The following is a 25,879-nucleotide window of genomic DNA, read 5'->3' on the forward strand; positions in this document are numbered from 1 at the left end:
TGTGCAATACGATACACCGAGCGGGTTCGAGGATCCGAAGCTGGAGGTTCCCATGATCACGGTGTGCCGGATCGACGACCTGCCGCCCGGCGAAGCGCTCCGAGTGACCGAGGGCGTACCGGCGCCGGTCGCCGTGTTCAACGCCGACGGGACCTTGTACGCCGTCGACGACACCTGCACCCACCAGGACGCCTCGCTCGCCGACGGCTGGCTGGAGGGCTGCTTCGTCGAATGCCCCCTGCACGCGGCCTCCTTCGACCTCCGCACCGGCCGGCCGACGTGCCTGCCGGCCAAGCTGCCACTGCGGACCCACCGGGTCACCGTGGAGGACGGATGCGTCGTCCTGCACGTCACGGTCGGCGAGCCGGCGTGAAGTCCGTCGCCGTGGTCGGCGCCTCACTGGCGGGTCTGAGCACGGTCCGCGCGCTGCGCGCCGAGGGCTACGACGGCTCGATCACCGTCATCGGCGACGAACGCCACCTCCCGTACGACCGGCCGCCGCTGTCCAAGAGCTTCCTCAGGGGCGACCTGGACGCCGACGCGCTCGCGCTCGGCAGCCCGGACGAGTACGCGGACCTGTCCGTGCGGTGGCTGCTCGGCGAGCGGGCGGTCCGGCTGGAGCCCGCAACCCGGGCCGTCACCCTGGCCGGCGGCCGGGAAGTGCGCGCCGACGCCGTCGTGATCGCCACCGGCGCCGGCCCCCGCACGATCGCGGGCGCCGAGGGGCTGGCGGGCGTCCACACGCTGCGCACCCTGGACGACGCGGTGGCGCTGCGCGCGGACCTGCGGGCGGGCCTGCCCCGCGTCGTGGTCGTCGGCGCGGGCTTCATCGGCGCCGAGGTCGCCTCCACGGCCCATGCGCTCGGCCTGGACGTCACCGTCGTCGAGGCCGCCGAGGTGCCGCTGGAGCGGGCCCTCGGACGCGACATGGGCCTGGTCTGCTCCTCGCTCCACGCGGACCACGGGGTGCGCCTGCTGTGCGGCACCGGCGTCGCGGGCCTCACCGGCGAAGGCCGGGTCACGGGCGTGCGGCTGACGGACGGGCGGCTGCTGCCGGCCGACGTGGTCGTGGTCGGCGTCGGGGTGCGGCCGGCGACCGACTGGCTCGCCGGGTCGGGGATCACTGTGGACGACGGGGTCGTGTGCGACGCCGGCTGCGCGACGAACATCCCCGGTGTCGTCGCCGTGGGCGATGTCGCCCGCTGCCCCAATCCGTTCACCGGGCGCTCCGTCCGCATCGAGCACTGGACCAACGCGACGGAGCAGCCGAGGACGGCCGCTCGCACGCTGCTGTCGGGCACGTCGGCGGCCGCGCCGGTGCAACCGCCGTACTTCTGGTCGGACCAGTACCGGGCCCGGATCCAGCTGGCCGGCCATGTCGGCCCGGGTGATCGACCCCGGCTCGTCGAGGGCGACGTGGAGAGCCGCTCCTTCGTCGCCGTCTACCGGCGGCACGGGCACGACGTCGCGGTGCTCGCCGTCAACCAGCCCAAGCTCTTCAGCCGGCTCCGCCGCACGCTCACGCCGGTCCCCGCCGCCGTCGCGCAGGCCGTTTCCCAGCCACGCTCCGTGTCCCGGACCCAGGGAGGTCCCCGATGAACCTTCTCCACCAGTCCCTGCACGCGCTCGACCCGGAGATCGCCGCCGCGGTCGACGCCGAGCTGCACCGCCAGCAGACCACCCTCGAAATGATCGCCTCCGAGAACTTCGCCCCCGTGGCGGTCATGGAGGCCCAGGGTTCGGTCCTGACCAACAAGTACGCCGAGGGCTACCCCGGCAAGCGCTACTACGGCGGCTGCGAGCACGTCGACGTGGTCGAGCAGATCGCGATCGACCGGATCAAGGAGCTGTTCGGCGCCGAGCACGCCAACGTCCAGCCGCACTCCGGCGCGCAGGCCAACGCGGCCGCCATGTTCGCGCTGATCCAGCCGGGCGACACCATCCTGGGCCTCAGCCTGGCCCACGGCGGCCACCTGACCCACGGCATGAAGATCAACTTCTCCGGCAAGCTCTACAACGTGGCCGCCTACCACGTCGACGAGACCGGCGTCGTCGACATGGCCGAGGTCGAGCGCCTCGCCAAGGAGCACCAGCCGAAGCTGATCATCGCCGGCTGGTCCGCCTACCCCCGCCAGCTGGACTTCGCCGAGTTCCGCCGCATCGCGGACGAGGTCGGCGCCCTGCTCATGGTCGACATGGCACACTTCGCCGGCCTGGTCGCCGCCGGCCTGCACCCGTCCCCGGTGCCGTACGCCGACGTGGTCACCACCACCACCCACAAGACCCTCGGCGGCCCGCGCGGCGGCGTGATCCTCTCCAAGGCCGAGTACGCCAAGAAGATCAACTCCGCGGTCTTCCCCGGCCAGCAGGGCGGCCCGCTCGAGCACGTGATCGCCGGCAAGGCCGTCGCCTTCAAGATCGCCGCCTCCGAGGAGTTCAAGGAGCGCCAGCAGCGCACCCTGGACGGCGCCAAGATCCTCGCCGAGCGCCTGCTGCAGGCCGACGCGACCGAGGCCGGCGTCTCCGTCCTCTCCGGCGGCACCGACGTCCACCTGGTCCTCGTCGACCTGCGCCACAGCGAGCTCGACGGCCAGCAGGCCGAGGACCGCCTCCACGAGGTCGGCATCACGGTCAACCGCAACGCCGTCCCGAACGACCCCCGCCCCCCGATGGTCACCTCCGGCCTGCGGATCGGCACCCCCGCCCTCGCCACCCGCGGCTTCCAGGCCGAGGACTTCACCGAGGTCGCCGACATCATCGCCGAGGCGCTGCTGCCCGCCTTCGACGAGGCCAAGGCCACCGCCCTCAAAGCCCGCGTCACCGCGCTGGCCGCCAAGTACCCGCTCTACCCCGAGCGGTAGACGCGAGAGCGCGCGCAGCCCCGAGCCCACCGCCGGTACGGCGGTGGGCTCGGCGGATCCGGAGGCCGGCCGTGGCGCGGGAACCCGTGCGGATCAGGTGGTCCTGCGGTGGCGGTAGAACTCGGTGCGGTCCGGTTCGAGCGGGGTGTTGCCGAGGATGAGGTCGGCGGCCTTCTCGGCGAGCATCATGACCGGGGCGTAGATATTGCCGTTGGTCACGTACGGCATCGCGGACGCGTCGACCACGTGCAGCCCTTCCAGGCCGTGGACCCCCAGGGTGGCCGGGTCGAGTACCGACATCTCGTCCGTGCCCATCCGGGCGGTGCACGACGGGTGCAGGGCGGTCTCCCCGTCCTTGGCCACCCACTGCAGGATCTGTTCGTCGGTCTCGACCGCCGGTCCGGGCGAGATCTCCCCGTCGCTGAACTCGGCGAAGGCGGGCTGCCCGAGGATCCTGCGGGTGACCCGGATCGCCTCGACCCACTCCCGGCGGTCCTGCGCGGTGGAGAGGTAGTTGAACCTGAGAGCCGGGTGCTCGCGCGGGTCCCTCGACTTGATCTTCACCGAGCCGCGGGCATCGGAGTACATCGGGCCGATGTGCACCTGGTACCCGTGCCCGCCGGCCGGCGCGGAGCCGTCGTAGCGCACCGCGATCGGCAGGAAGTGGAACATCAGGTTGGGGTAGTCGACGTCCTCGTTGCTGCGGACGAAGCCACCGCCCTCGAAGTGGTTGGTCGCGCCCGGGCCCTTGCGCAGGAAGAGCCACTCCGCGCCGATGAAGGGCCGCCGCCACATCTTCATGGCCGGCTGCATGGACACCGGCTGCCTGCACGCGTGCTGGACGTACACCTCGAGGTGGTCCTGCAGGTTCTCGCCGACGCCCGGCAGGTGCTGGACGGCCTCGATACCGAGCGCGCCCAGCTCCGCCGCGTTGCCGACGCCGGAGAGCTGCAGCAACTGCGGGGAGTTGATGGCGCCGCCGGAGAGGATCACCTTGCCGCCGCTCACCCGGTGCAGGGTGCCTCCCCGGCTGTACTCCACGCCGACCGCGCGCTTGCCCTCGAACAGGACACGGCCGACGTGGGCCCGGGTCTGCAGGCGGAGGTTGGGGCGGTTCAGCACCGGGTGCAGGTAGGCGCGGGCGGCGCTGAGCCGGCGCCCGCGGCGCAGGTTGCGGTCGAAGGGGGCGAAGCCCTCCTGGCGGTAGCCGTTGACGTCGTCGGTGAGCGGGTAGCCGGCCTGCTGGACGGCCTCGAAGAACGCGGCGAACAGGGGGTTGGCGACCGGCCCGCGCTCCAGGACGAGGGGGCCGTCGTGGCCGCGGAAACCCCGGCCGCCGGCGGCCGGGCCGGAGGCGTCCCGGTCGGCGAGGCAGTTCTCCATGCGTTTGAAGTACGGGAGGCAGTGGGCGTAGTCCCAGTCCTTCATGCCGGGGTCGGCGCCCCAACGCTCGTAGTCGAGCGGGTTGCCGCGCTGGAAGATCATGCCGTTGATGCTGCTGGAGCCGCCGAGGACCTTGCCCCGGGCGTGGTAGATCCTCCGCCCGTTCATGAAGGGTTCCGGCTCGGACTCGTACTTCCAGTCGTAGAACCGGCTGCCGATCGGGAAGGTCAGGGCGGCCGGCATGTGGATGAAGACGTCCCAGGGGTAGTCCGGCCGGCCCGCCTCCAGTACCAGCACCCGGTTGGACGGGTCGGCGCTGAGCCGGGCCGCGAGCGCGCAGCCGGCCGAACCTCCGCCGACGATGATGAAGTCGTACTGCTGCAAGGTCATGGTGTCCTGCCATTGCTCTCGGGGCGGTGACGCCGTCTGCGCAAGTCTGGCGAGGTTGCTGCGGGTTTTGGGGTTGCGGGTCTGCGGGTCTGCGGGTCTGCGCGGGCACGGTGACGCGAGGCGCCCGTCGCGGTCCCTCAGCGGCGAGTTTCGCTACGTGAAACTGCGTTCATAGTGCGCAACAGTTTCGGGACCTACCCGAGGATCGTCAAGGCCCCCCACGGCCCTCTTGTCAATCTGTTGTGTTAGGCGCAACAGTGTGCGTAGTCTGAAACAGCGCCAAGGAGGTAAGTCATCACCACGGCGAACAGCGAGGGTCTGCCCCTGACGCCGACCTACCCGGAACCCCTCGCGCTCGCCCACGCCGTGCAGTGGCACGTGGAGCGCCGGGCCCCGCTCAACGGCGCCCGCACCGTCGTCCTCCACCGACACCGACGCCGTCTCTCCCCAGGAGTCCCGCGATGTCCCACCAGCTGCCCGAGCACCCCGACTGGCTGTGGCGCACCCCCGACCCCAAGCGCTCCTACGACGTGGTCATCGTCGGGGCGGGCGGCCACGGGCTGGCCACCGCCTACTACCTCGCCCGCAACCACGGGATCACCAACGTCGCCGTGCTGGAACGCGGTTGGCTCGCCGGCGGCAACATGGCCCGGAACACCACCATCATCCGGTCCAACTACCTCTGCGAGGAGAGCGCGGCGCTGTACGAGCACGCGCTGAAGCTCTGGGAGGTGTTGCCGCAGGAGCTGGAGTACGACTTCCTGTTCAGCCAGCGCGGCGTGCTCAACCTCGCCCACACCCTGCAGGACGTCCGCGAGGGCACCCGCCGGGTCAACGCCAACCGGCTCGGCGGGGTCGACGCCGAGTGGCTGGACACCGACCAGGTGCGCGAGTTCTGCCCGATCGTCAACACCTCCCCCGACGTGCGCTACCCGGTGCTCGGCGCGACGCTGCAGCCCCGGGCCGGCATCGCCAAGCACGACCACGTCGCCTGGGCGCTGGCACGCAAGGCCGACGAGTACGGCGTCGACCTGATCCAGGGCTGCGAGGTCACCGGATTCCTGCGCGACGGCGACCGCGTCGTCGGCGTGCGGACCAGCCGGGGACCGATCAGCGCGGGAAGGGTCGCGCTGGCCGCCGCCGGGCACAGCAGCGTCCTCGCCGACCTGGCCGGACTGCGGCTCCCCGTGCAGAGCCACCCCCTGCAGGCGCTCGTCTCCGAGCTGCTGGAGCCCGTGCACCCCACCGTGGTGATGTCCAACCACGTGCACGTCTACGTGAGCCAGGCCCACAAGGGCGAGCTGGTCATGGGCGCGGGCGTGGACTCCTACAACGGCTACGGCCAGCGCGGCTCCTTCCACCAGATCGAGCATCAGATGGCCGCGGCGCTGGAACTGTTCCCGATCTTCGCCCGGGCCCATGTGCTGCGCACCTGGGGCGGCATCGTCGACGTCACCCCCGACGCCTCGCCGATCATCGGCCCGACGCCGATCGAGAACCTCTACCTCAACTGCGGCTGGGGCACCGGCGGTTTCAAGGCGACGCCCTCCTCCGGCTGGGTGTACGCGCACACCATCGCCACCGGCGAGCCGCACCCGCTGAACGCACCCTTCGCGCTGGAGCGGTTCACCACCGGCGCGCTCATCGACGAGCACGGCGCCGCCGCCGTGGCGCACTGACCGGAGGACCACACATGCTGCTGATCGCCTGTCCCTGGTGCGGCGAACGGGACGAGCTCGAGTTCCACTACGGCGGCCAGGCCCACGTCGCCTACCCGGCGGACCCGGAGGGCCTGTCCGACGGCGAGTGGGGCGAGTACCTCTTCGTCCGCGACAACACCAAGGGCCCCTTCGCGGAGCGCTGGTCTCACGCCGCCGGCTGCCGGCGCTGGTTCAACGTCGTCCGCCACACCGTCACCCACGAGATCCTGGCCGTGCAGAGCAATCGCCCGGTGGCGGCCGGCCAGCCGAAGCCGGTGATCGCATGACGCAGTCCCACCGTCTCCCCCACGGCGGACGGGTCGACCGCTCCGCCCCCCTGCGCTTCACCTTCGACGGCATGGAGTACACCGGCCTGCGCGGCGACACGCTCGCCTCCGCCCTGCTCGCCAACGGCGTGCTGCACGTCGCCCCCAGCCTCTACGGCAGGCGGCCGCGCGGCATCGCCACAGCAGGCGCGGAGGAGCCCAACGCGCTGGTCCAGATCGACGGGCCCTGCTCGGAGCCGATGCGGCTCGCGACCACGATCGAGCTGTACGAGGGCCTCTCGGCGACCAGCCTCTCCGGCCTCGGCCGCCTCGACCCGACCCCCGACGAGGCCGTCTACGACAAGATGCACGTCCACACCGACGTCCTGGTCGTCGGCGGCGGCCCGGCCGGACTCGCCGCGGCCCTCGCCGCCGGGCGCTGCGGCGCCCGCGTCGTCCTGGTCGACGACCAGCCGGAAGCCGGTGGATCCCTGCTCGCGGGGCGGGAGTCGATCGACGGCCGCCCGGCGCTCGACTGGGCGGCGGACACCCGTACGGAGCTCGCCGCGCAGGCCGACACGCGGATCCTCGACCGGTCCACGGCGATCGGCTACTACGACCACAACTACCTGCTCGTCGCCGAGCACCGCACCGACCACCTCGGCCCGCACCCCGTCCCCGGCATCTCCCGCCAGCGCCTGTGGCACATCCGGGCCCGCCGGGTGGTCCTGGCCACCGGAGCCCACGAGCGGCCGATGGTCTTCGCCGGCAACGACCTGCCGGGCGTCATGTCCGCCGCCGCCGTGCGCGCGTACGTGAACCGGTATGCCGTACTCCCCGGCCGCCGGGCCGTGGTCCTCACCACCAACGACCACGCCTACGCCACCGCGCTCGACCTGGTCGCGGCCGGTGCGCAGGTGGCGGCGCTGGTCGACACCCGGCCGCAGCCGCCCGCCGAGCTCGTCGACTCCGCGCGCGGCGCCGGGATCGACGTCCTCACCGGATCGGCCGTGGTCGGCACCCGGGGTGAGATGCGGGTCCCCCCGGCCAGGGGCTGGGGGAGGATCACGGCGGTCCGCATCGCCGGGCTCGATGCCGACGACTCGATCAGCGGCCCCGTCCGCGAGGTGGCCTGCGACCTGCTCGCCGTCTCGGGCGGCTGGAGCCCGGCCGTCCACCTGTGGAGCCAGTCCCAGGGCACGACCCGCTACGACGACGAGTCGGCCGCGTTCGTCCCCGCGCAGGCCGCGCAGGACGTCGTCAGCGTCGGATCCGCCCGGGGCGTCCTCGACCTCGCCGGGTGCCTCGGCGACGGGTTCGCCGCCGGAGCCGAGGCGGCCGGCCTGGCAGGCTTCCCCACCGCCGTGGCCTCGCCGCCGCCCTGCTCCGGCGACCGCCCGCCGGCCCGGCCGCGGCCGGTGTGGATCGTGCCCGGCGAGACGGGCGGCCCCGCCGACTGGAACGACCACTACGTCGACCTCCAGCGCGACGCGACGGTCGCGGACGTGCAGCGCGCCATCCGGGCCGGAATGCGCTCCGTCGAGCACATCAAGCGCTACACCACCATCGGCACCGCACACGATCAGGGCAAGGCCTCCGGGGTGAGCGCCACCGGCGTCATCGCCCGGCTGCTCGGCGCCCGCTCGCCGGGCGAGGTCGGCACGACCACCTACCGCGGCCCGTACGTGCCCGCCTCCTTCGCGCTGCTCGCCGGGCGTGAGCGCGGCGCCCTCTTCGACCCGGTGCGCACCACCTCGGTCCATCCCTGGCACGTCGAGCACGGCGCGGTCTTCGAGAACGTCGGCCAGTGGAAGCGCCCCTGGTACTACCCCCGGCCCGGGGAGTCCATGGAGGCGGCCGTGGAGCGCGAGTGCCGCGCGGCCCGCGAAGGCGTCGCCGTCATGGACGCCGGCACGCTCGGCAAGATCGACGTCGTCGGCCCCGACGCGGGCGAGTTCCTGAACCGCGTCTACACCAACGGCTTCGCCAAGCTGGCCGTCAACTCCGCGCGGTACGGCGTGATGTGCCGAGCGGACGGCATGGTCTTCGACGACGGCGTGACCCTGCGCCTGGCGGACGACCACTACTTCATGACGACCACGACCGGGAACGCCGCGGGCGTCCTGGACTGGCTGGAGGAGTGGCTGCAGACCGAATGGCCCGAGCTGCGCGTGCGGCTCACCTCGGTGACCGAGCAGTGGGCCACGGTCGCGGTCGTCGGCCCACGGTCCCGCGAGGTCGTCGCAGCCCTGGCCCCGGACCTGGACGTGTCGAACGACGCCTTCCCCTTCATGACGGCCCGTCGGACCCGCCTCGCGAGCGGCGTGGAGGCCCGGATCTGCCGGATCTCCTTCTCCGGCGAGCTGGCCTTCGAGATCAACGTCGCGAGCTGGTACGGCCTCGCCGTCTGGGAGTCCGTCATCCGGGCCGGCGAACCGCTGGGCATCACCCCGTACGGCACCGAGACCATGCACGTGCTGCGCGCCGAGAAGGGCTACCCCATCGTCGGCCAGGACACCGACGGCACGGTCACCCCGCAGGACCTCGGCATGGAGTGGATCGTCTCCCGGCAGAAGCACTTCATCGGCAAGCGTTCCTTCCGCCGCGCCGACACCGAGCGCGGCGACCGCAGGCAGCTGGTCGGCCTGCTGCCCGTGGATCCCGCCGTGCTGCTGCCGGAGGGCTCGCAGTTGGTGGCGGACGCCGAGGTGTCGCCGCCCACGAAGGCGCTGGGGCACGTCACCTCCAGCTACCGCAGCGCGGCACTCGGCCGCACCTTCGCCCTGGCGCTCGTCGCGGGCGGGCGGGAGCGGCTGGGCGAGACGGTCTACGCACCGCTGCCCGACGGCGTGATCGCCGCGACCATCACCGACACCGTCCTCTACGACCCGAAGGGAACCCGCCGTGACGGCTGACACCCTGCGGCGCAGCCCGCTCGGCCACCTCGCCGACGTCCTCGCAGCGCACTCGACCGACGGAGAGCGGGGCGTTCGGCTGCGCGAGGTGCCCTTCCTCGCGCAGCTCGATCTCCAGCTCCACCCGCACGGGCCGGCCACCATGGGGGAACCCTCCCCCAGCCTTCGGCCGGGGGTGCCCCCAGGCGGAGGCAGGGGGAGGATCGCCGCGACGCTCGGCTCGCCGCTGCCGACCGACCCGAACACCGTCACCGACACCGGGCCGGGGAGTCCTCAGGTCCTCTGGCTGGGCCCGCAGGAGTGGCTCGTGGTGGGCCCGGACGGCTCCGCACCCGCCACCGCCGAGCTGCTGCGGACTGCGCTGGCGGACGAGCCCGGATCGGTCGTGGACGTCTCCGCCAACCGCACCACGCTCGAACTGGCCGGCCCCGCCGCCCGCCTGGTCCTGGAGAAGGGCTGCGCGCTCGACCTGCACCCCCGCGTCTTCGGGCCGGGCCGCTGCGCACAGACGCTGCTCGGCAAGGTCAATGTGATCCTCCACCAGGTCGACGCGGAGCCGACCTACCGGCTGCTCGTGCGGGGGTCCTTCGCGCAGTACCTGACGGACTGGCTCCTGGACGCGATGGAGGAGTACCGCCATCCCCCGCTCACGGCCTGAGCCGGCCTGCCGCCGTGAGCTCGTGCTCTTTCCGAACCGGGTGCGTACCGGAATCGCGGTCGACCGCGCGGCGATCGGGGCGGGCCGGGACACCGGGTGCGCCCCGGCCCCGGCCCGCGTGCCAGGTCAGACCGGGTCCCCCACCCGTCCCAGGGCCGCGATCTGTGCCTGCGGCACATGTGCGGGTGGTACCTCGCGCCCCCGGCCCAGGTGGTTGAAGAGCAGGTTCAGCGTGACCGCCAGCAGGCAGCCCGCCGAGATGCCCGAGTGCAGCACGGTCGCGATCTGATCCGGAAAGGCCTGGTAGAAGGCCGGGTAGGCGATCGGGAAGATGCCGAAGGCGAGGCTGACGGCCACGATGATCGCGTTCGACCCGGCGCTCAGGTCCGCCTTGCCCAGCGTGCGGATGCCCGCCACCGCCACCGAGCCGAAGAGCACCACACCCGCGCCGCCGAGTACCGGCTGCGGCACCAGCGAGACCAGCCCGCCGACCACCGGCACCAGGCCCATCACCACGAGGAAGGCCCCCGCCAGCGCCACCACGAAGCGGCTGCGGATCCTGGTCAGCGCCACCAGCCCGATGTTCTGGGCGAAGGCCGAGCAGATGAAGCCGTTGAACACCCCGCCGAAGGCCGTCGCGAGCCCGTCCGCCCGCAGGCCGCCCGCGATCGTGCGGTTGTCGGCGGGCCGCTCCACGACTTCACCGAGCGCGATCATGTCGGCGGTCGACTCGGTCATCGACACCACCATCACCACCAGCATCGAGATGATCGAGGCGGCCTTGAACTGCGGCGCGCCGAAGGCGAACGGGTGCGGCAGCTCGAAGACCGGCAGGCTGCCGAGCGCGTGCGCGTTCACCTTGCCGAGCGGGATCGCGGTCAGGGTGCCCACCAGCAGGCCGAGCAGGATCGAGATCCGCTGCAGGAAGCCGCGCAGGAAGCGGTTGAAGAGCACCACGGCGAGCAGGGTGAGCCCGGCGAGGCCCAGATTGGCGAGCGAACCGTAGTCGGGCGCCTGCGAGTTGCCGCCCTGTGCCCAGTTCCCGGCGACCGGGAGCAGCGAGACCCCGATCAGCGTGATCACCGTGCCACTGACCACCGGCGGAAAGAATCTGACGAGCCGACAGAAGAGGGGTGCCAGCAGGAAGCAGAAGAGGCCGGCCACCAGGGTGGAGCCGAAGATCAGCGGCAGCGCCGCTCCCTTCTTCGCCTCGATCACGGCGAGGATCGGCGAGACCGTGGCGAAGGAGACGCCGTTGACGAACGGCAGTCGCGAGCCGACCCCCCAGATCCCCAGCGTCTGCAGCAGAGTGGCGATGCCGGCGATGAACAGGCTGGCGGCCAGCAGGGTGGTGAGCTGGGCCGGGGCCAGGCCGGCTGCGGCGCCGATGATGAGCGGCGGCGCGGCCACCCCGGCGTACATGCTGGCGACGTGCTGAAGCGCGACGGTCGCCATCCGGCCCGGCGGCAGCAGCTCGTCGACCGGGTGCTGCGGCGTCTCGGGCCTCGTGAGCACTGTCCGACGTCCCATGGGTCGTCCCTCCACATCCGAAGTGGCTTCGGGCCCGGGAACGACTACCGAGGTGCGGGACGGACACGGTGACGCTGGGACGACCCCGGCGGACGACGGTACCGTCGCCCACCTGCCGGAACCTGCGGCGAACAGGCTCCAACCCATGAGATGACTTCCGCGAGACGGAATCTGAATTCCGAGATTCGGCGTTGCCTAGAATGTAGAAAGCGCCGCCCGAACCGTCAAGAGCTCTCGTTCGACCGCCGCACGACGCCGCGGAATCTGTGGCTTCCTCCAAGCGCGGCTCGAACCACCCCTCACCGGCGCCCCACCGCCACACCGTCAGGTCCGCCTGCGTCGAGGACGGGCGGCCGGGCCTCGCCCACAACCAGCACGGCGAGCCGTACGGGGCGGGCGGCGGGCCGCCTGCTCCCGGCGCGCGCCTCGCCACGCCCGGGCGTGCGGCAGCCGGCCGGTGGACGGCGCACCGGGGCCGAGGGCGCTCCGGAACGGGTGGCCGCCCCTGGTCTCCACCCGGTCCGCCTTGACAGCGTCGTCAGCCGGACGTACATCGGGAGCATGAGTCGGCGCGAGCCGGTGGCACGGGCGACACCGCAGGTCAGCAACGACACGGCGACCTACCCGGACGCGGGCGCCGCGGCAGGTGCTGACCTTCCCGGACGGGCGGCCGAGGCCGGGGAGCCGGCCAGTGTGGCAGCGGAGCGCGAGGACGCCCTGGTGGCGGCCGTCGTCAAGGCCCTCGGGGAGACCGGCGCCCATGCCGGGAGCGTCTTCCTCCGCTCCCGGGACGGCCGTTCCATCGTGCTGACCGCCAGCTGCGGTGCGTCGCCGTCCCTGCTCGGCGGCTGGCGGCTCATCCCGGTCAACAGCCCCATTCCGGTGGCAGCGGCCTACCGGTCGGGCCGGACGATCCATCTGGCCGACGCCGGCGAGACGATGCGACGCTATCCCCAGCTCGCGGTGGCCCTGCCGTACGCGTTCGGCTCGGCGTCGGTGCCGGTCAGGGCCGGGCAGGAGAGTCTGGGGGCGCTGGCGGTGGTGTGGGCGGCGCCCCCCGGGGGCGCGGGGCTGTCCAGAGCCCAGCTCCGCCGCCTTCGGGCCATCGCCAACCGGCTCGGCGCGACCCTCGCCGACCTCCGGGCCCGCGGAGGCGCCTTCGCGTACGACGCCACCACGGTGCCCATCGAGGTCCCGGCTCCCACCGCGCCGGCCGTGCGGGTCGGCCTGTTCGACTGGCGGCTCGACACCGGGGCCGTGGTCGCCGACGACGAGCTGTGCGCGATCTTCGGGCTGACGCCCGGCGCATTCGACGGCCGGGCCGACACGCTCGCTTCCCGGCTCCACCCCGGCGACCGGGTCTCGCTCCGGGCCGCGGCCCGCGAGGCCACCGCGGACGGCAGGGTGCTCGCGCGGCGTCTGCGCATCCGGGTCGCCGACGGGTACCGCACCGTCGAGCTGTGGGGCCGGGTACCGGAGGCGCCCGGGGAGGGGGTGCGGACCCACCTGGTCGGTTGCGTGCTCGACGCCGCAGCCGGCGCCGCAGCCGTCACCGCCGTGGAGCGGCTGCGGGACGGACTCTTCTCCCTCGCCCCGGACGGGCGGGTCGCCTACGCCAACCGCAGCCTGGAGCAGCTGCTCGGCGTGCCCGTGCCGGAGCTGCTCGGCCGCCGCCTGTGGGATGTCCTGCCCTGGCTGTCCGACCCGACCTACGAGGACCGGCACCGGGCCGCGATGGTCTCGCAGCAGCCCACCACCTTTCTGGCCCACCGCCCGCCGGACCGGTGGCTCGCCTTCTCCCTTCACCCGGACGCGAACGGCGTGACCGGCCGGGTGGTGCCTTCCGCACCGCCGCACTCGCCGCACTCGCCGCACTCGCCGCCTGGAGCGTCCGGGGCACGGGAGGCACCCGGGGAGGCGACCGCTCCGGCCGTCTCCGGGTCCGGCCATCCGGCGCCGGGCCCACCGCCGGCCCAGGCCGCGCCCGCGCGCCTGGGCGCGATCTACCGCGTGCTGCAGCTCAGCAGCGCGCTGACCGAGGCGGTCACCACGGACGAGGTGTGCGACGTCGTCTCCGACCAGCTCCTGCCGGCCTTCGGCGGACAGCATCTGGCCATCTACGTGATCGACGGAGGCCGCCTGCACCTGCTCTTCCACAGCGGCTACCACGACCGTTTCCTGCACTGGCTGGAAGGCAAACCGCTTGACACCCCGCTGCCCGGAACGGAGACGCTGACCTCCGGCGTCCCCCTGTTCATCGAGTCCCGGCAGGACCTCACCGACGGCCGTCCGGCCTACTCGGTGGAGGGCATCGGGGCCTGGGCCTACCTGCCGCTGGTCGCCTCCAGCCGTCCCGTCGGCACCTGCATCCTCGGCTTCGACGAGATCCACCACTTCACCCCCAAGGACCGGGACGTCCTGACCTCGCTCAGCGGTCTGATCGCCCAGGCACTCGAACGCGCCCGCCTCTACGACGAGAAGTCCGCCCTGGCCCACGGCCTGCAGAACGCACTCCTGCCGCACCGGCTGCCCGTCCTGCCCGGCATCCGCACCACCGGCCGGTACCTGCCCGGCACCAGCGGGATGAACATCGGGGGGGACTGGTACGACGTGATCCCCACCGGAGGCGGCGTGGCCCTCGTCGTCGGAGACGTCGAGGGCCACAGCGTCGCGGCGGCCGGAATCATGGGCCAACTGCGCAGCGCCGTAAGGGCCTTCGTCACGGCCGACCACTCCCCCAGCGCCGTCCTGGCCGGAACCAACCGGCTTCTGGTCGACCTCGACCCCGGGCTGCTCGCCAGCTGCTGCTACATCCGCATCGAGCCGGACGCCGACCGTGCCCACGCCGTCCGCGCCGGGCACTGCCCGCCGCTGCTGCGCCGTCCCGACGGCGGAACCGAGGTACTGGAACTGGCGGGCGGCCCGCTCCTGGGCATCGACGACAGCAGCACCTACCCGGAGACCCGGCTGGACCTCCCCCGCGGTTCGATCCTCGCCCTCTACACCGACGGCCTCGTCGAGGAACGCGACAGGGACATCGACCTGGGCATCGACGACCTGCGGGCCTCGCTGGCCCACGCCGCCGCCGGAAACCTCGAGGAACTCGCCGATCAGCTCCTGCGCAAGGCCCTGCGCTCCCCGCACCGTTCCGACGACATCGCCCTGCTGCTCACCGAGTACCGACCCGGGTGACGGGCCCGGGAGACCGGCCCGGGTGACGAGCCCGCCCGACGAGCCCGCCCGAGGAGGTCACCCGAGGAGGTCGCCCGGAAGCCTCTCCTCAGATCGGCTGCTCCGCCCAGATGATCTTGCAGTCGGGGGTGTAGCGGGTCCCCCAGCGCTCGGCGAGCTGGGCGACGAGGAACAGTCCACGTCCGCCTTCGTCGGTGGCCGCGGCGTAGCGCAGATGCGGGGAGCTGCTGCTGGTGTCCGAAACCTCGCAGATCAGCGTGCGGTCCCGAAGGAGGCGGACGTCGATCGGTCCGCTGCCGTAGCGGATCGCGTTGGTGATCAGCTCGCTGAGGATCAGCTCGGTGGCGAACTCCAGCTCCGCCAGCCCCCATTCGGCCAGCTGCCGGACGGCCTCGGCCCGGACGCCCGCCACGGCGGCCGGATCCAGCGGGACGTCCCACCGGGCGATCCGGTCGGGCGGCAACGCCCGGGTGCGGGCCACGAGAAGTGCGACGTCGTCCGTCGAGCTCGCGGGCAGCAGCGTGTCGAGCACCGCGTCGCAGGTCTCCTCCGGCGTCCGGTCGGCGCCGGCGAGGGTACCGCGCAGGAGTTCGAGTCCGAAGTCGATGTCCCGGCGGCGGTCCTCGACGAGGCCGTTGGTGTACAGGACCAGCCGGCCGCCCTCGGGTACCCGCACCCGGACGGTCTCGAAGGGCAGGCCGCCCACGCCGAGCGGAGGTCCGGCCGGCAGGTCGAGGTACTCCACCGTGCCGTCGGGCGCGATGAGCGCGGGCGGCAGGTGGCCGGCTCGGGCCAGCTCGCAGGAGCGCGACACCGGGTCGTAGATCGCGTACAGGCAGGTGGCTCCGGTGATCCCGGGTTCGCCACTCATGGCGGCCTCGTCCTTGTCGATCCGGTTGACCAGTTCGTCGAGGTGCGCGAGGAGGTCGTCGGGGGGCAGGTCCAGCATGGAGAAGTTGTGCACGGCCGTCCTGAGGCGACCCATGGTGGCGGCCGCCTGCACACCGTGCCCGACGATGTCTCCCACGACCAGCGCGACGCGGGCACCCGACAGGGGGATGACGTCGAACCAGTCTCCGCCGACACCCGACTGCGCGGGCAGGTAGCGGTAGGCGACGTCGAGGGCGTCCTGCTCGGGCAGCCCGCGGGGCAGCAGGCTCTGCTGCAGGCTCACGGCCGTGCTGTGATCACCCGTGACGGCCGAGACGATCTGCTCCTGGGTGGCGTACTTCGTGTCGAAGGAGCCGCTGTTACGGCCGAGGCGCAGCACCACCACCCGGTCGGCGACCGCCCGCACGTTGTCCAGGTCGTGGCTGATCATCAGTACGCCGAGCTGCTGGGCCCGCAGCCGCTCGACCAGTTCCAGGACCAGGGCGGTCGGTCCGACCCCGAGGGCGGCGGTGGGCTCGTCCAGGATCACGATCCGGGGTTTTCCGATCATCGCGCGCGCGATGGCGACGGTCTGACGCTGGCCGCCGGAGAGGGTGCCGACCGGCACGCGCAGGCTGGGGATCCGGATGGACAGGTCGTTCAGCAGCCTGCGGCACCGCTTCTCCATCTCGACCTCGTTGAGGATGCCGAATCTGCGCACTTCCCGGCCGAGGAAGACGTTGCCGACCGTGTCGAGGTTGTCGCACAGCGACAGGTCCTGGTGGACGGTGGCGACGCCGAGGTGCTGGGCGTCGACCGGCCTGCGGAGGTCGACCCGTCGGCCCTCCCACTCGATCACTCCGCTGTCCGGCGGGGACACCCCGGAGACGACCTTGACCAGGGTCGACTTGCCGGCACCGTTGTCCCCGACCAGCGCGACCACCTCCCCCTCGCCGATGTCGAGGTCGACGTCGCTCAGCGCCTGTACGGCGCCGTACCGCTTGGAGACGCCGCGTACGGCCAGCAGGGGCGTGCGTGCCACGGAATCGGTCTCCTTCCCGTCGCGGTTCACCGGGGGACGGACCGGACCAGGAGCAGCGCGATGTCGTCGGTGCGGTGCTCAGCCTGTCCGGCCTGGCCGATGAGCGCGTCGGCCAGTCGGTCGAGTGGTTCACCGCCGTGGCGGGCGAGCGTGGCGGTGAGGTCGGCCAGCGCCTGGTCGAGGTCGGCGCCGGGCACCTCGATGAGGCCGTCGGTGTACAGGACCAGAGTGGTGCCGATCGGTAGGTCGATGCGGATTCGCGGGTACTCGGCGGCGGGGTCGACGTTCAGCACCATGCCGGTCAGCGGCTCCAGCGCTTCCGCCCGGCCGTCCGGGCCGTACCGCAGGGGCACCGGGTGGCCCGCGTTGGCCAGCCAGGCCTCCCGGCGGGCGAGATCGACGAGCAGGTAGGCACAGCTGGCCAGCAGCGCCGTGTCCAGGTCGGCGAGCAGGCGGTTGGTGCGGGCGAGCACGGCGCTCGGATCGGCGTCGGCCGCGGCGAAGGCGCGGACGGCGGTGCGGATCTGGCCCATCAGGGCGGCGGCGTTGACGTTGTGGCCCTGGACGTCGCCGATGACCACGGCGACGGAGTCGGCCCCGACGCGGATGAGGTCGTAGAAGTCACCTCCGACCTCCATGCCCGCGGTGCCCGGCAGGTAGCGGGCGCTGACCTCCAGGCTCGGGACGACGGGCAGCGCACGGGGCAGAAGGCTCTCCTGGAGGCCGTGGGCCAGGACGGACTTGGTGTCGTACAGCCGGGCGCGGTCCAGGGCCTGGGCGATCAGACCGCCGAGTGACGTGAGGACGGCGCGCTCCTCCACGTCGAAGGTGTGCGGCTCGGCGAACGCCAGCACGCAGGTGCCGATCAGCCTGCGCGAGGTCACCAGCGGCAGGTAGGCCCAGGCGGCCATCCCGTCCTGCGTCTCGTGCCGGTCGGGGTAGAGCCGCTCCAGCTCCGCGCGGGTCTCGAAGAACGCCGGCACGGGGTTGGTCGACGCCTGGACACCGGGCGTGGTCTCCGTCAGCGGGGTGCTGTCGAACTGGTCGACCAGGCCGGGTGGATAGCCGCGGTGGCCCACGATGCGCAGTCGGCGGCCTTCGGCCATCAGGACCGCGACGGCCTGGCCGCCGAAGGCCGGCACGATCTGCTCGGAGATCATGCTCACCACGTCCTGGACGCTGATGGCCTCGGTCAGCGCGCCGGCGAGGTGGAGGAGGTGGTACAGCGCTCCGGGCCGTGTGTGCACCGCCCGCGCGGCGGGTCCTTCGGTGGGCCGGTCGCGGCGGTCGGCGTCGTCGTCGGCGGCGGCGATCCGCACGGTGAGTCCGGAGCCGTCCGGGAAGAGCTGGAACGACAGCCACCGGTCCGGCGGCCGCAGTGCGACGAACGAGGTGGGCTGCCCGCCGATCACCGCCGCCCGGTAGTGGTACTCGTAGACCGGATCGCGCAGCCACCGCAGCGCCGCCCACGGCCGCGCGCCCAGCAGTCGCTCGGCCGGCTCGCCCAGCAGCTCCGCGGCGGCCGGTGTGACCGCGGCCAGCCGACCGTCCAGGTCGATGTCGCAGATACCCTCGGGCAGTCGTGCCATCGCGGTGAAGGAGCCGACGGGACGGTCCTCCGCCACCGCGGGGCGTGGGCCGGGGCGGATCGGACGCTCCCCCCGGGCCGCCTCCGCCAGAACCTCGGCCAGGCGCAGTGCGAGCGCGTCGAGCCCGTCGCGTTCGCGGGGCGACAATTCCGGGGGATGTGCGGCGGGCCAGATCACGAACAGCGCCCCGTACGAGGTCCGCCGCGCGACGAGCGGAACGGCCGCGAGGCAGAACGTGTACGGCATGGCGACCGCGACGCTCGGGAACCGGCGCGCCATCTCCTCCGCCCCGCCCACCCAGACGACCTGGCCGCCGCGCACCGCTTCGGCCACCGGGATCGGCGAGGCCATACCGATGTGCTGCCACGGTCTGGTGAACTGCCGAGCCGCTCCTAGTGTCATGACCAGTTCGAGCTGGTGCCGGTCCTCCGACAGCAGGTAGAGGCCGCCGATGTGCGCGTCGAGCAGGTCCGGCGCCGACCGCAGGATCTGCGCCACGACCTCAAGGCCGCGCCCCGCTCTCGCCTCGGCGGCCTCGCGCCCGGGCCGCGACGACGCATGCCATGACATGCCCATCACAAGAACCTCATTCGAGCCGACGAGTGAACGAGCAGCCTCCCTCCCATACTGACCCGGCCGGGCACCATGCGCCCCGTCGCCCGCCGCGCGGACCGCGGCGAAAGCCCGCCGACACCGGGCCCGGCACGACCCGCTCCCCCGGTGACCTCCGTGTCGGGATCACAGGCCTTACGCCCTGCGCGCGGACGACGAGCCGCCCGCCACCTGCGCAACAGCCCGCCGCGAAGGCTCCGGGAGAATCTCGGGCCACAACGCCACCCACTTGGCGGCAGGTCCCACCCGGACGGACGGCATCCACCCCTGCCCCGGCGCCGAAGCCGGTCGTCCCGGGGGCCGGACCGGGGCCCCAGGTCGCCCGGGAGGGCTGCGCCGCCCGGGAGCGGGGGTGGCGGAAGGTGCTCGTCGGCGGCGGCGGTCATCCGCCACGGCCTGGCCCGGTAGCGCCGAGCCAGGCGGGTGGCGAGAGCGATGCCCGGCCGGTCGAAGTCACCGTGGCAGGCGGGCCCACAACCGCGCGAGCGCGTCGATGAGTTCGAGCACGACCGGTGGCCACGCTCCCGGAGGTGCGGACCGGCGGTGCCGTGCGGGCCGCATCGGCTGCGGCCCGCACCACCTGCCGGTTCTCACGGATGTGTACGCGGGTTGAGCAGACTTCCGGCCACGGCAGATAGCCGCCTCGCGCGAAGGCCAGGACCTCACCGGGCCATCCGCCGGTTCCGGTGAAGACCCCTGACCGACGGTCATCCGACGGGCCCTCCTCGTGATCGACTTCCGATCGGCGCCCGGTCCTTCCACCGCGGTCGTCACCTCGTCCCGGCCCGGCGACACCATCGTCTTTCAGCCGCGCCCGCTCACTCAGTGAGGCTAATCACTGCCTCGCGGTCTCGGCCCGGGACGTCGTGGAGGTGTACGTTCCTGCGACCAGTGGGTGGAGCACTCCCCTCTGCCGCAGATGCCCGGTCAGCAGCGCCTCCGACGAGAGAGACACCAGACATGTCTGCACAGGTCCCGACCCATCACCCACCCCAGCGCATCGGCGTGGTCGCCGAGTCGACCTCCGGGGAGACCCGTGTCGCCGCGACGCCCGCCACGGTGCGGCAGTTGCTCGGCCTCGGCTACGAGGTCGTCGTCGAGTCGGAGGCCGGCGCGGCCTCCGGATTCACCGACGGGGCCTACACCGAGGCCGGCGCCAGCATCGGCGACGCCTGGGCGGCCGAGGTGGTCCTCAAGGTCAACGCACCGTCGGGCGACGAGATCGCCCGGCTGCGCGCGGACGCCACGGTCGTCGGCCTGCTCGCGCCGGCCCAGCGCCCCGAGCTGGTGCAGGAGCTGTCCTCACGCGGCGTCACGGCGCTCGCGCTGGACGGCGTCCCGCGGATCTCGCGGGCGCAGTCGATGGACGTACTCAGTTCGATGGCGAACATCGCGGGGTACCGGGCGGTGATCGAGGCGGCCCACGTGTTCGGGCGCTTCTTCACCGGCCAGGTCACCGCCGCGGGCAAGGTACCGCCGGCGAAGGTCCTCGTGGCGGGTGCCGGCGTGGCCGGGCTCGCGGCCATCGGCGCGGCGTCCACCCTGGGCGCGATCGTCCGCGCCACCGATCCACGGCCCGAGGTCGCGGACCAGGTCCGCTCGCTGGGCGGCGAGTACCTGGCCGTGGACGTCGTGCAGGAGGCGAGCACCGACGGCTACGCCAAGGCGACCTCCGCCGAATACGACCGCGCCGCCGCCGCGCTCTACCACGAGCAGGCCAAGGACGTGGACATCATCATCACGACCGCGCTGATCCCCGGCCGTCCCGCCCCACGGCTGGTCACGGCCGAGGACGTGGCGGCGATGAAGCCGGGCAGCGTCATCGTCGACATGGCCGCCGCCCAGGGCGGCAACGTCGAGGGCACCGTGCCCGGCCGGGCGGTGGTGACCGACAACGGTGTCACCATCGTCGGCTACACCGACCTGGCCGGCCGGCTGGCCACCCAGGCGTCGCAGCTGTTCGGCACCAACCTGGTGAACCTGCTGAAGCTGCTGACTCCCGGCAGGGACGGCCGGCTGGTCATCGACTTCGACGACGTGGTCCAGCGGGCGGTGACGGTGGTCCGGGCCGGCGAGGTCACCTGGCCGCCGCCGCCCGTGGCCGTGTCGGCGGCCCCCACCACGACGCCCGCGGCCCCGGCCGCGCCGGTGGGAACGAAGGAGTCCCGGCTCACCCCTGCGGTGCGGTTCGGCCTGATCGGCCTGGGGATGCTGGCGGTCTTCCTGCTGATCGCGTTCGCGCCGACCCAACTCGCCGAGAACTTCACGGTCTTCGCGCTCGCGGTGGTCATCGGCTACTACGTCATCGGCAAGGTCCACCACGCGTTGCACACCCCGCTGATGTCGGTGACCAACGCGATCTCCGGGATCGTGGTGATCGGCGCCCTGGTGCAGATCGGGCACGAGAGCTGGGTCGTGACCGCGCTGTCGTCCGTGGCCGTGCTGCTGACGAGCGTGAACATCTTCGGAGGCTTCGCCGTCACCCGCCGCATGCTGAGCATGTTCTCGACTGCCCCCGAAAGGCGCTGAACCCCGATGACTTCCACCACAGCGTCCCACGCCGCGGACCTGGTCGCCGCCCTGCTGTTCATTCTCAGTCTGGCCGGGCTGTCCCAGCACCGGACCTCGCGCGCCGGCGTCGTCTACGGCATCGCCGGCATGGCCCTCGCCCTGGCCGCCACCGTCGTGCTGGCGGCGCAGAGCATCACCGCCGGCGCGGTCGCCCTGATCGTCCTCGCGATGGTGCTCGGCGGTGCGGCGGGCCTGTGGCAGGCGCGGCGGGTCGGCATGACGCAGATGCCCGAACTCATCGCCGTCCTACACAGTTTCGTCGGTCTCGCCGCCGTCCTGGTCGGCTGGAACGGCTACCTGGAGGTCGAGGCCCACGGCTCGGCCCAGACGCTGGTCGCCGGCGACCTGCTGGGCATCCACCACGCCGAGGTCTTCATCGGCATCTTCATCGGCGGGGTCACCTTCACCGGCTCCATCGTGGCCTTCCTCAAGCTGTCCGCCCGGATCGCCTCGCGCCCGCTCACACTGCCCGGCAAGAACGTCCTCAACCTGGGGGCGCTGGCCGCGTTCGCGGGACTCACCGCCTGGTTCACCACACGCCCGAGCCTGGGGCTGATGGTCGCGGTGACCGTCCTGGCACTGGCTCTCGGCTGGCACCTGGTCGCCTCGATCGGCGGCGGCGACATGCCCGTCGTCGTCTCCATGCTGAACAGCTACTCGGGCTGGGCCGCGGCCGCCGCCGGGTTCCTCCTCGACAACAACCTGCTCATCGTCACCGGGGCGCTGGTCGGCTCCTCCGGCGCCTACCTGTCGTACATCATGTGCCGGGCGATGAACCGCTCCTTCATCTCGGTCATCGCCGGCGGCTTCGGCATCGAGGCCCCGTCGGGCGGGGATGAGGAGCAGGGGGAGCACCGCGAGATCCGCGCCGAGGAGACCGCGGGGCTGCTCGCGCAGGCCCGGTCCGTGGTCATCACCCCCGGCTACGGGATGGCGGTGGCCCAGGCCCAGCACCCGGTGGCGGAGCTGACGCGCCGCCTCCGCGAGCGCGGCGTCGAGGTCCGCTTCGGCGTGCACCCGGTGGCCGGGCGCCTGCCGGGGCACATGAACGTGCTGCTGGCCGAGGCGAAGGTGCCGTACGACGTCGTCCTGGAGATGGACGAGATCAACGACGACTTCGCCGCGACCTCCGTCGTCCTCGTCATCGGTGCCAACGACACCGTCAACCCGGCCGCCACCGACGACCCGTCCAGCCCGATCGCCGGGATGCCGGTCCTGCGGGTGTGGGAGGCGGAGCAGGTGATCGTCTTCAAGCGCTCGATGGCGTCCGGCTACGCGGGCGTGCAGAACCCGCTGTTCTTCCGCGAGAACAGCAGCATGCTCTTCGGGGACGCCAAGCAGAGCGTGGAAGCGATCCTGCAGGCCCTCACCGGCCAGACCGAGGCCGCCCCCGTCCGGCCCGTCCGCCAGCCGACGACGGCCGGCTAGGGCGGGCACCCCGGCCCGAACGGACCGCCCGGGCACGACGTGCCGGGCGGTCCGCTCGCACCGGCCCCGGCCGGTTACCGTCGCGGTCCTGCCAGGGCGTACGCCACGGTGCCGGTCGCCAGCAGGGCCCACGCGGTCGCGGCGGACGCCGCCGTGCCGGGGGGAAAGCTCATCCAATGGAGCACCTCTCCCACGGTGCCGCGCGGCGTCGGGACGAGGAGGGTGAACGCGAGCCAGCCGGTCGGCAGGGTCCAGGCGAACTGTGCCCCGCACAGCGCCGCCCCGAGCGCGGCCAGGCCGACCAGGCCCGCGCCGTCCCGGACGACGACCTCGGTGGGGGCGAGCTCCACTCCCGCCGCCCGGACCGCCAGCAGCGCCGCACTGGCGAACGCGCCGATCAGCAGCACGTGCGCCGCCCGGCGGGGCACCCAGCGGATCGCGGCCGTCCGCTCCAGGGCGGGATCCCGCCCGCCGAGCCCGACGGAGGCGGCCGCCACGTTCGCGGTGAGGACCACGACCACCAACCCCAGGTCCACCGGGCCCGGGCGGCCCAGGTTGAGCGCCCACAGCACCAGCGCGACGAGCGTGACCGCGGCGACGGAGGTGGGCACCTGCCGTGAACGCGCGTACAGGATCAGCCACCTCATCGCGACGCCTCCCCCGCGAGGACCGACAGCTGGACGTAGCCCGTGCAGGAGAGTTCGGCGGCGCGCACCTCGGCGATCCGCGAACGCTGCTCGGCCGGTGACAGCGCCGTCAGCCGCTGCCAGGCGGCGTCGGCGTCCGCCCAGGTCTTGAGCGAGTACGCGTCGCTGCCCTTCTTCTCCAGCGGCCGGAGCTGGGGGTCACGCAGGGCCCAGCTCACGGCGATGCTCTGGACGGCGACGTCGTCGCTGCCCCCGCCCTCGCGGTCGCTGTGCCCGTGGCAGTTCGGTGCCAGGCCCTGGGCGATCAGCGCGCGGGTCAGCTCGGCTCCGGTCGCGTCGGCGAACAGCCGTTCGTCGAAGTCGACCAGCACCACGTCGCCGGAGAGTCCGCGTTCCTCGCCGAGTGCGCGCAGCGCGGTGTCCTCCCGCACCGAGTTCGGCGCCTTGTCGCCCAGGATCTCGTGCAGTACGCGCAGCGCCTCCTTGCTGCGCGGCGCGAGCTCGGGCAGGCGTGAGCGGTTCGCCTGCGTCACGCACACCGGTCCGTCACAGACCGGGGCGGCGGCGGCCTTGTCGACGACGTAGGTGTCGCGCGCGGCGGCCGGGAGGATCAGCAGGGCCAGGGCCGCGCCGGCCAGGACGGGGGTCACCGCGAGCAGCCGGGCCCGGCGGGTCACGGCCGACAGCAGTGCGAAGCCGGTGGCGAGCAGGCCGAGCAGCCAGAGCGTCTGGCCGAAATGCACCGAGCCGGACAGGGTCAGCAGCATCTCCCGCGGCTCCGCGGTCACCGGGGACAGCTGGGCGAGCCGGTTCGGCGCGACGCCCGACGGCCGTGCCCCTTCGTTGCCCTGTCGCAGGAGCAGGCCCGTCAGCATGAGGACGAGCACCACCAGGGCCGGCGGGGTGAGCACGGAGGGCAGGGCCCGCGCGACGCCCATGCCGAACAAGGCCCCCGCGACCAGGGCCAGCGCCCCCACGAGCGAGATCGGCAGCCAGCCGACGGGCGTGTAGGTGGTGGCGCCCAGGGCCACCTGGACTGCGCCCACGAGGACCAGCAGGCCGAAGCCCGACACCAGCGCCAGCGCCATCGCACCGGCCGGCAGCGCCGCACGGCGCCAGGCGGGCAGTGGCGTGGTGGTCAGCAGTTCGGTCATCCGCGAGCGGGATTCGCGCAGCCCGTACACCGCCCCCATGCCCACCACGAGCGGCCACCAGAAGCCCAGCAGGTACCTGGTCCACATGGCCATGGAGGTCCACTGGGCCGTCCACCCCGCGGTGCCCTTCCACCAGATCCCGTCGATCAGACAGAAGACCGCCAGGCTGCCTCCCAGGACGACGACGCCGGCCCACAGCGCGACGGAGCGCTTCAACTCGGTGCGCAGGACACGTCCGTTCACCAGGTGCCTCCCTGCTGTCCCGAGTTGCGCAGCAGCGCCGAGTAGCCGCGCTCCAGCGGGCTGTCGCCCGGGTGGTCGGGGCCGCCCGCCGCCGCCAGGTCGTCCGGGGTGCCCTGGAAGACGAGGCGCCCGTCGGCGAAGAGCACCACGTCGGAGCAGGCCGCCGCGACGTCCTCGACCAGGTGGGTGGAGACGACCACGCAGGTGTCACGGCCCAGTTCCTGCAGCAGCTCGCGGAAGCGCAGCCGCTGCGCCGGGTCGAGGCCGGCCGTGGGCTCGTCCAGCAGCAGCACCGCGGGGTCGTTGACGATGGCCTGGGCGATGCCGGCCCGCCGCACCATGCCGCCGGAGAGGGTCTTCATCCGGTGGTCGGCGCGGTCCGCCAGGCCCACCCGTTCCACGGCCCGCTGGACGGCCGCGGGGATGTCCGACTTCGGGACCTCCTTCAACCAGGCCATGTACTCGACGAACTCACGGACCGTGAAGCGCTTGTAGTAACCGAACTCCTGCGGCAGGTAGCCGATCCGCCGGCGCAGGGCCCGGTGGTCGCCCAGCTTGCCGACGGCGGTGCCGAGCAGCTCCAGTTCGCCCTCGGCGGGGCGCAGCACGGTGGCCAGCGCCCGGATCAGGGTGGTCTTCCCCGCTCCGTTGGGCCCCAGGAGGCCGTGGGCGCCGGTGCCCAGGGAGAGGTCGAGCCCGTCGACGGCCATCTTCTTGCGTCCGACGCGTACTCTCAGGCCGCTGGCCCGGATCTCCCAGGCGTAGGTCTTCGGCGCGGTGTCGGCCGCGCTCGTCAGAGGTGTCATGCGGTGGTCCCTTTCAAGGGTC

Annotated in this window: 18 protein-coding genes; 10 read left to right on the plus strand and 8 right to left on the minus strand. The window is 72.8% G+C overall.

Annotation, left to right across the window (positions count from 1 at the left end):
• The first annotated feature begins 52 nt into the window (after positions 1-52).
• The 3 genes from OG871_RS05095 to glyA are packed head-to-tail and all read left to right on the plus strand — an operon-like array spanning position 53 to position 2,861.
• Positions 53-373: a bifunctional 3-phenylpropionate/cinnamic acid dioxygenase ferredoxin subunit gene (locus tag OG871_RS05095; protein ID WP_371494460.1), complete on the plus strand. Its 321-nt coding sequence runs from the start codon at positions 53-55 to the stop codon at positions 371-373.
• The gene (locus OG871_RS05100; RefSeq protein WP_371494461.1) at positions 370-1,599 is read left to right on the plus strand and encodes an NAD(P)/FAD-dependent oxidoreductase; all 1,230 of its coding nucleotides are present in this window, start codon (positions 370-372) and stop codon (positions 1,597-1,599) included. The genes OG871_RS05095 and OG871_RS05100 overlap by 4 nt, the downstream gene beginning before the upstream one ends.
• Positions 1,596-2,861, plus strand: a complete 1,266-nt coding sequence (glyA, locus tag OG871_RS05105) for a serine hydroxymethyltransferase (protein WP_371494462.1) — start codon at positions 1,596-1,598, stop codon at positions 2,859-2,861. Before OG871_RS05100 ends, glyA begins: the two co-directional genes overlap by 4 nt.
• 93 nt (positions 2,862-2,954) lie before the next feature.
• Here glyA and betA read toward each other — a convergent pair whose 3' ends face one another.
• Entirely contained in the window at positions 2,955-4,634 is a 1,680-nt protein-coding gene (betA, locus tag OG871_RS05110; protein ID WP_371494463.1) for a choline dehydrogenase, read from the minus strand.
• A gap of 461 nt (positions 4,635-5,095) precedes the next feature.
• Between betA and OG871_RS05115 the strand changes: the two genes are divergently transcribed.
• The 4 genes from OG871_RS05115 to OG871_RS05130 are packed head-to-tail and all read left to right on the plus strand — an operon-like array spanning position 5,096 to position 10,173.
• The gene (locus OG871_RS05115) at positions 5,096-6,313 is read left to right on the plus strand and encodes a sarcosine oxidase subunit beta family protein (protein WP_371494464.1); all 1,218 of its coding nucleotides are present in this window, start codon (positions 5,096-5,098) and stop codon (positions 6,311-6,313) included.
• Between the two features lie 14 nt (positions 6,314-6,327).
• Positions 6,328-6,621, plus strand: a complete 294-nt coding sequence (locus tag OG871_RS05120) for a sarcosine oxidase subunit delta (protein ID WP_371494465.1) — start codon at positions 6,328-6,330, stop codon at positions 6,619-6,621.
• Positions 6,618-9,515, plus strand: coding sequence for a sarcosine oxidase subunit alpha family protein (locus OG871_RS05125; RefSeq protein WP_371494467.1), 2,898 nt, complete (start codon positions 6,618-6,620; stop codon positions 9,513-9,515). Before OG871_RS05120 ends, OG871_RS05125 begins: the two co-directional genes overlap by 4 nt.
• A complete protein-coding gene (locus OG871_RS05130) occupies positions 9,505-10,173 on the plus strand; it encodes a sarcosine oxidase subunit gamma (protein ID WP_371494469.1) in 669 nt (222 codons plus the stop codon). The genes OG871_RS05125 and OG871_RS05130 overlap by 11 nt, the downstream gene beginning before the upstream one ends.
• 126 nt (positions 10,174-10,299) lie before the next feature.
• On the opposite strand, the gene OG871_RS05135 is transcribed toward OG871_RS05130, so the two are convergent.
• Positions 10,300-11,703: a nucleobase:cation symporter-2 family protein gene (locus tag OG871_RS05135; RefSeq protein ID WP_371494471.1), complete on the minus strand. Its 1,404-nt coding sequence runs from the start codon at positions 11,701-11,703 to the stop codon at positions 10,300-10,302.
• A gap of 561 nt (positions 11,704-12,264) precedes the next feature.
• On the opposite strand from OG871_RS05135, the gene OG871_RS05140 reads away from it, so the two are divergent.
• Complete coding sequence (locus OG871_RS05140) at positions 12,265-14,895, plus strand: SpoIIE family protein phosphatase (RefSeq protein WP_371494473.1); 2,631 nt, start codon at positions 12,265-12,267, stop codon at positions 14,893-14,895.
• An 88-nt stretch (positions 14,896-14,983) separates the two neighbouring features.
• Here OG871_RS05140 and OG871_RS05145 read toward each other — a convergent pair whose 3' ends face one another.
• The 3 genes from OG871_RS05145 to OG871_RS05155 form a co-directional block, all read right to left on the minus strand.
• Positions 14,984-16,837, minus strand: coding sequence for a SpoIIE family protein phosphatase (locus OG871_RS05145; protein WP_371494475.1), 1,854 nt, complete (start codon positions 16,835-16,837; stop codon positions 14,984-14,986).
• Positions 16,834-18,894, minus strand: coding sequence for a SpoIIE family protein phosphatase (locus OG871_RS05150; RefSeq protein ID WP_371494476.1), 2,061 nt, complete (start codon positions 18,892-18,894; stop codon positions 16,834-16,836). Before OG871_RS05150 ends, OG871_RS05145 begins: the two co-directional genes overlap by 4 nt.
• Before the next feature lie 77 nt (positions 18,895-18,971).
• Positions 18,972-19,445 (minus strand): hypothetical protein, encoded by a 474-nt coding sequence (locus tag OG871_RS05155; RefSeq protein WP_371503215.1) that lies wholly within the window; start codon positions 19,443-19,445, stop codon positions 18,972-18,974.
• 523 nt (positions 19,446-19,968) lie between these two features.
• Between OG871_RS05155 and OG871_RS05160 the strand changes: the two genes are divergently transcribed.
• Positions 19,969-21,537 (plus strand): Re/Si-specific NAD(P)(+) transhydrogenase subunit alpha, encoded by a 1,569-nt coding sequence (locus OG871_RS05160; RefSeq protein WP_371494478.1) that lies wholly within the window; start codon positions 19,969-19,971, stop codon positions 21,535-21,537.
• 6 nt (positions 21,538-21,543) lie between these two features.
• Positions 21,544-23,007, plus strand: coding sequence for a Re/Si-specific NAD(P)(+) transhydrogenase subunit beta (pntB, locus tag OG871_RS05165; RefSeq protein ID WP_371494480.1), 1,464 nt, complete (start codon positions 21,544-21,546; stop codon positions 23,005-23,007).
• A gap of 74 nt (positions 23,008-23,081) precedes the next feature.
• On the opposite strand, the gene OG871_RS05170 is transcribed toward pntB, so the two are convergent.
• Genes OG871_RS05170 through OG871_RS05180 form a run of 3 tightly spaced genes read right to left on the minus strand, consistent with a single transcriptional unit; the run spans position 23,082 to position 25,857 of the window.
• Entirely contained in the window at positions 23,082-23,654 is a 573-nt protein-coding gene (locus OG871_RS05170) for a hypothetical protein (RefSeq protein WP_371494481.1), read from the minus strand.
• A complete protein-coding gene (locus OG871_RS05175; protein WP_371494483.1) occupies positions 23,651-25,051 on the minus strand; it encodes a hypothetical protein in 1,401 nt (466 codons plus the stop codon). Before OG871_RS05175 ends, OG871_RS05170 begins: the two co-directional genes overlap by 4 nt.
• Positions 25,048-25,857, minus strand: coding sequence for an ABC transporter ATP-binding protein (locus tag OG871_RS05180; protein ID WP_371494484.1), 810 nt, complete (start codon positions 25,855-25,857; stop codon positions 25,048-25,050). The genes OG871_RS05175 and OG871_RS05180 overlap by 4 nt, the downstream gene beginning before the upstream one ends.
• Positions 25,858-25,879: the final 22 nt, after the last annotated feature.

Source organism: Kitasatospora sp. NBC_00374 (genome assembly GCF_041434935.1).
In the GTDB taxonomy this organism is placed as follows: Bacteria; Actinomycetota; Actinomycetes; order Streptomycetales; family Streptomycetaceae; genus Kitasatospora.

What these genes read in the sequence shown, in the direction of transcription:
- OG871_RS05095 (WP_371494460.1), top strand. Translation starts at nt 53, where the DNA reads ATGATCACGGTGTGCCGGATCGACGACCTGCCGCCCGGCGAAGCGCTC.
- glyA (WP_371494462.1), top strand. Translation starts at nt 1,596, where the DNA reads ATGAACCTTCTCCACCAGTCCCTGCACGCGCTCGACCCGGAGATCGCC.
- betA (WP_371494463.1), bottom strand. Translation starts at nt 4,634, where the DNA reads ATGACCTTGCAGCAGTACGACTTCATCATCGTCGGCGGAGGTTCGGCC.
- OG871_RS05115 (WP_371494464.1), top strand. Translation starts at nt 5,096, where the DNA reads ATGTCCCACCAGCTGCCCGAGCACCCCGACTGGCTGTGGCGCACCCCC.
- OG871_RS05120 (WP_371494465.1), top strand. Translation starts at nt 6,328, where the DNA reads ATGCTGCTGATCGCCTGTCCCTGGTGCGGCGAACGGGACGAGCTCGAG.
- OG871_RS05125 (WP_371494467.1), top strand. Translation starts at nt 6,618, where the DNA reads ATGACGCAGTCCCACCGTCTCCCCCACGGCGGACGGGTCGACCGCTCC.
- OG871_RS05135 (WP_371494471.1), bottom strand. Translation starts at nt 11,703, where the DNA reads ATGGGACGTCGGACAGTGCTCACGAGGCCCGAGACGCCGCAGCACCCG.
- OG871_RS05140 (WP_371494473.1), top strand. Translation starts at nt 12,265, where the DNA reads ATGAGTCGGCGCGAGCCGGTGGCACGGGCGACACCGCAGGTCAGCAAC.
- OG871_RS05160 (WP_371494478.1), top strand. Translation starts at nt 19,969, where the DNA reads ATGTCTGCACAGGTCCCGACCCATCACCCACCCCAGCGCATCGGCGTG.
- pntB (WP_371494480.1), top strand. Translation starts at nt 21,544, where the DNA reads ATGACTTCCACCACAGCGTCCCACGCCGCGGACCTGGTCGCCGCCCTG.
- OG871_RS05170 (WP_371494481.1), bottom strand. Translation starts at nt 23,654, where the DNA reads ATGAGGTGGCTGATCCTGTACGCGCGTTCACGGCAGGTGCCCACCTCC.
- OG871_RS05180 (WP_371494484.1), bottom strand. Translation starts at nt 25,857, where the DNA reads ATGACACCTCTGACGAGCGCGGCCGACACCGCGCCGAAGACCTACGCC.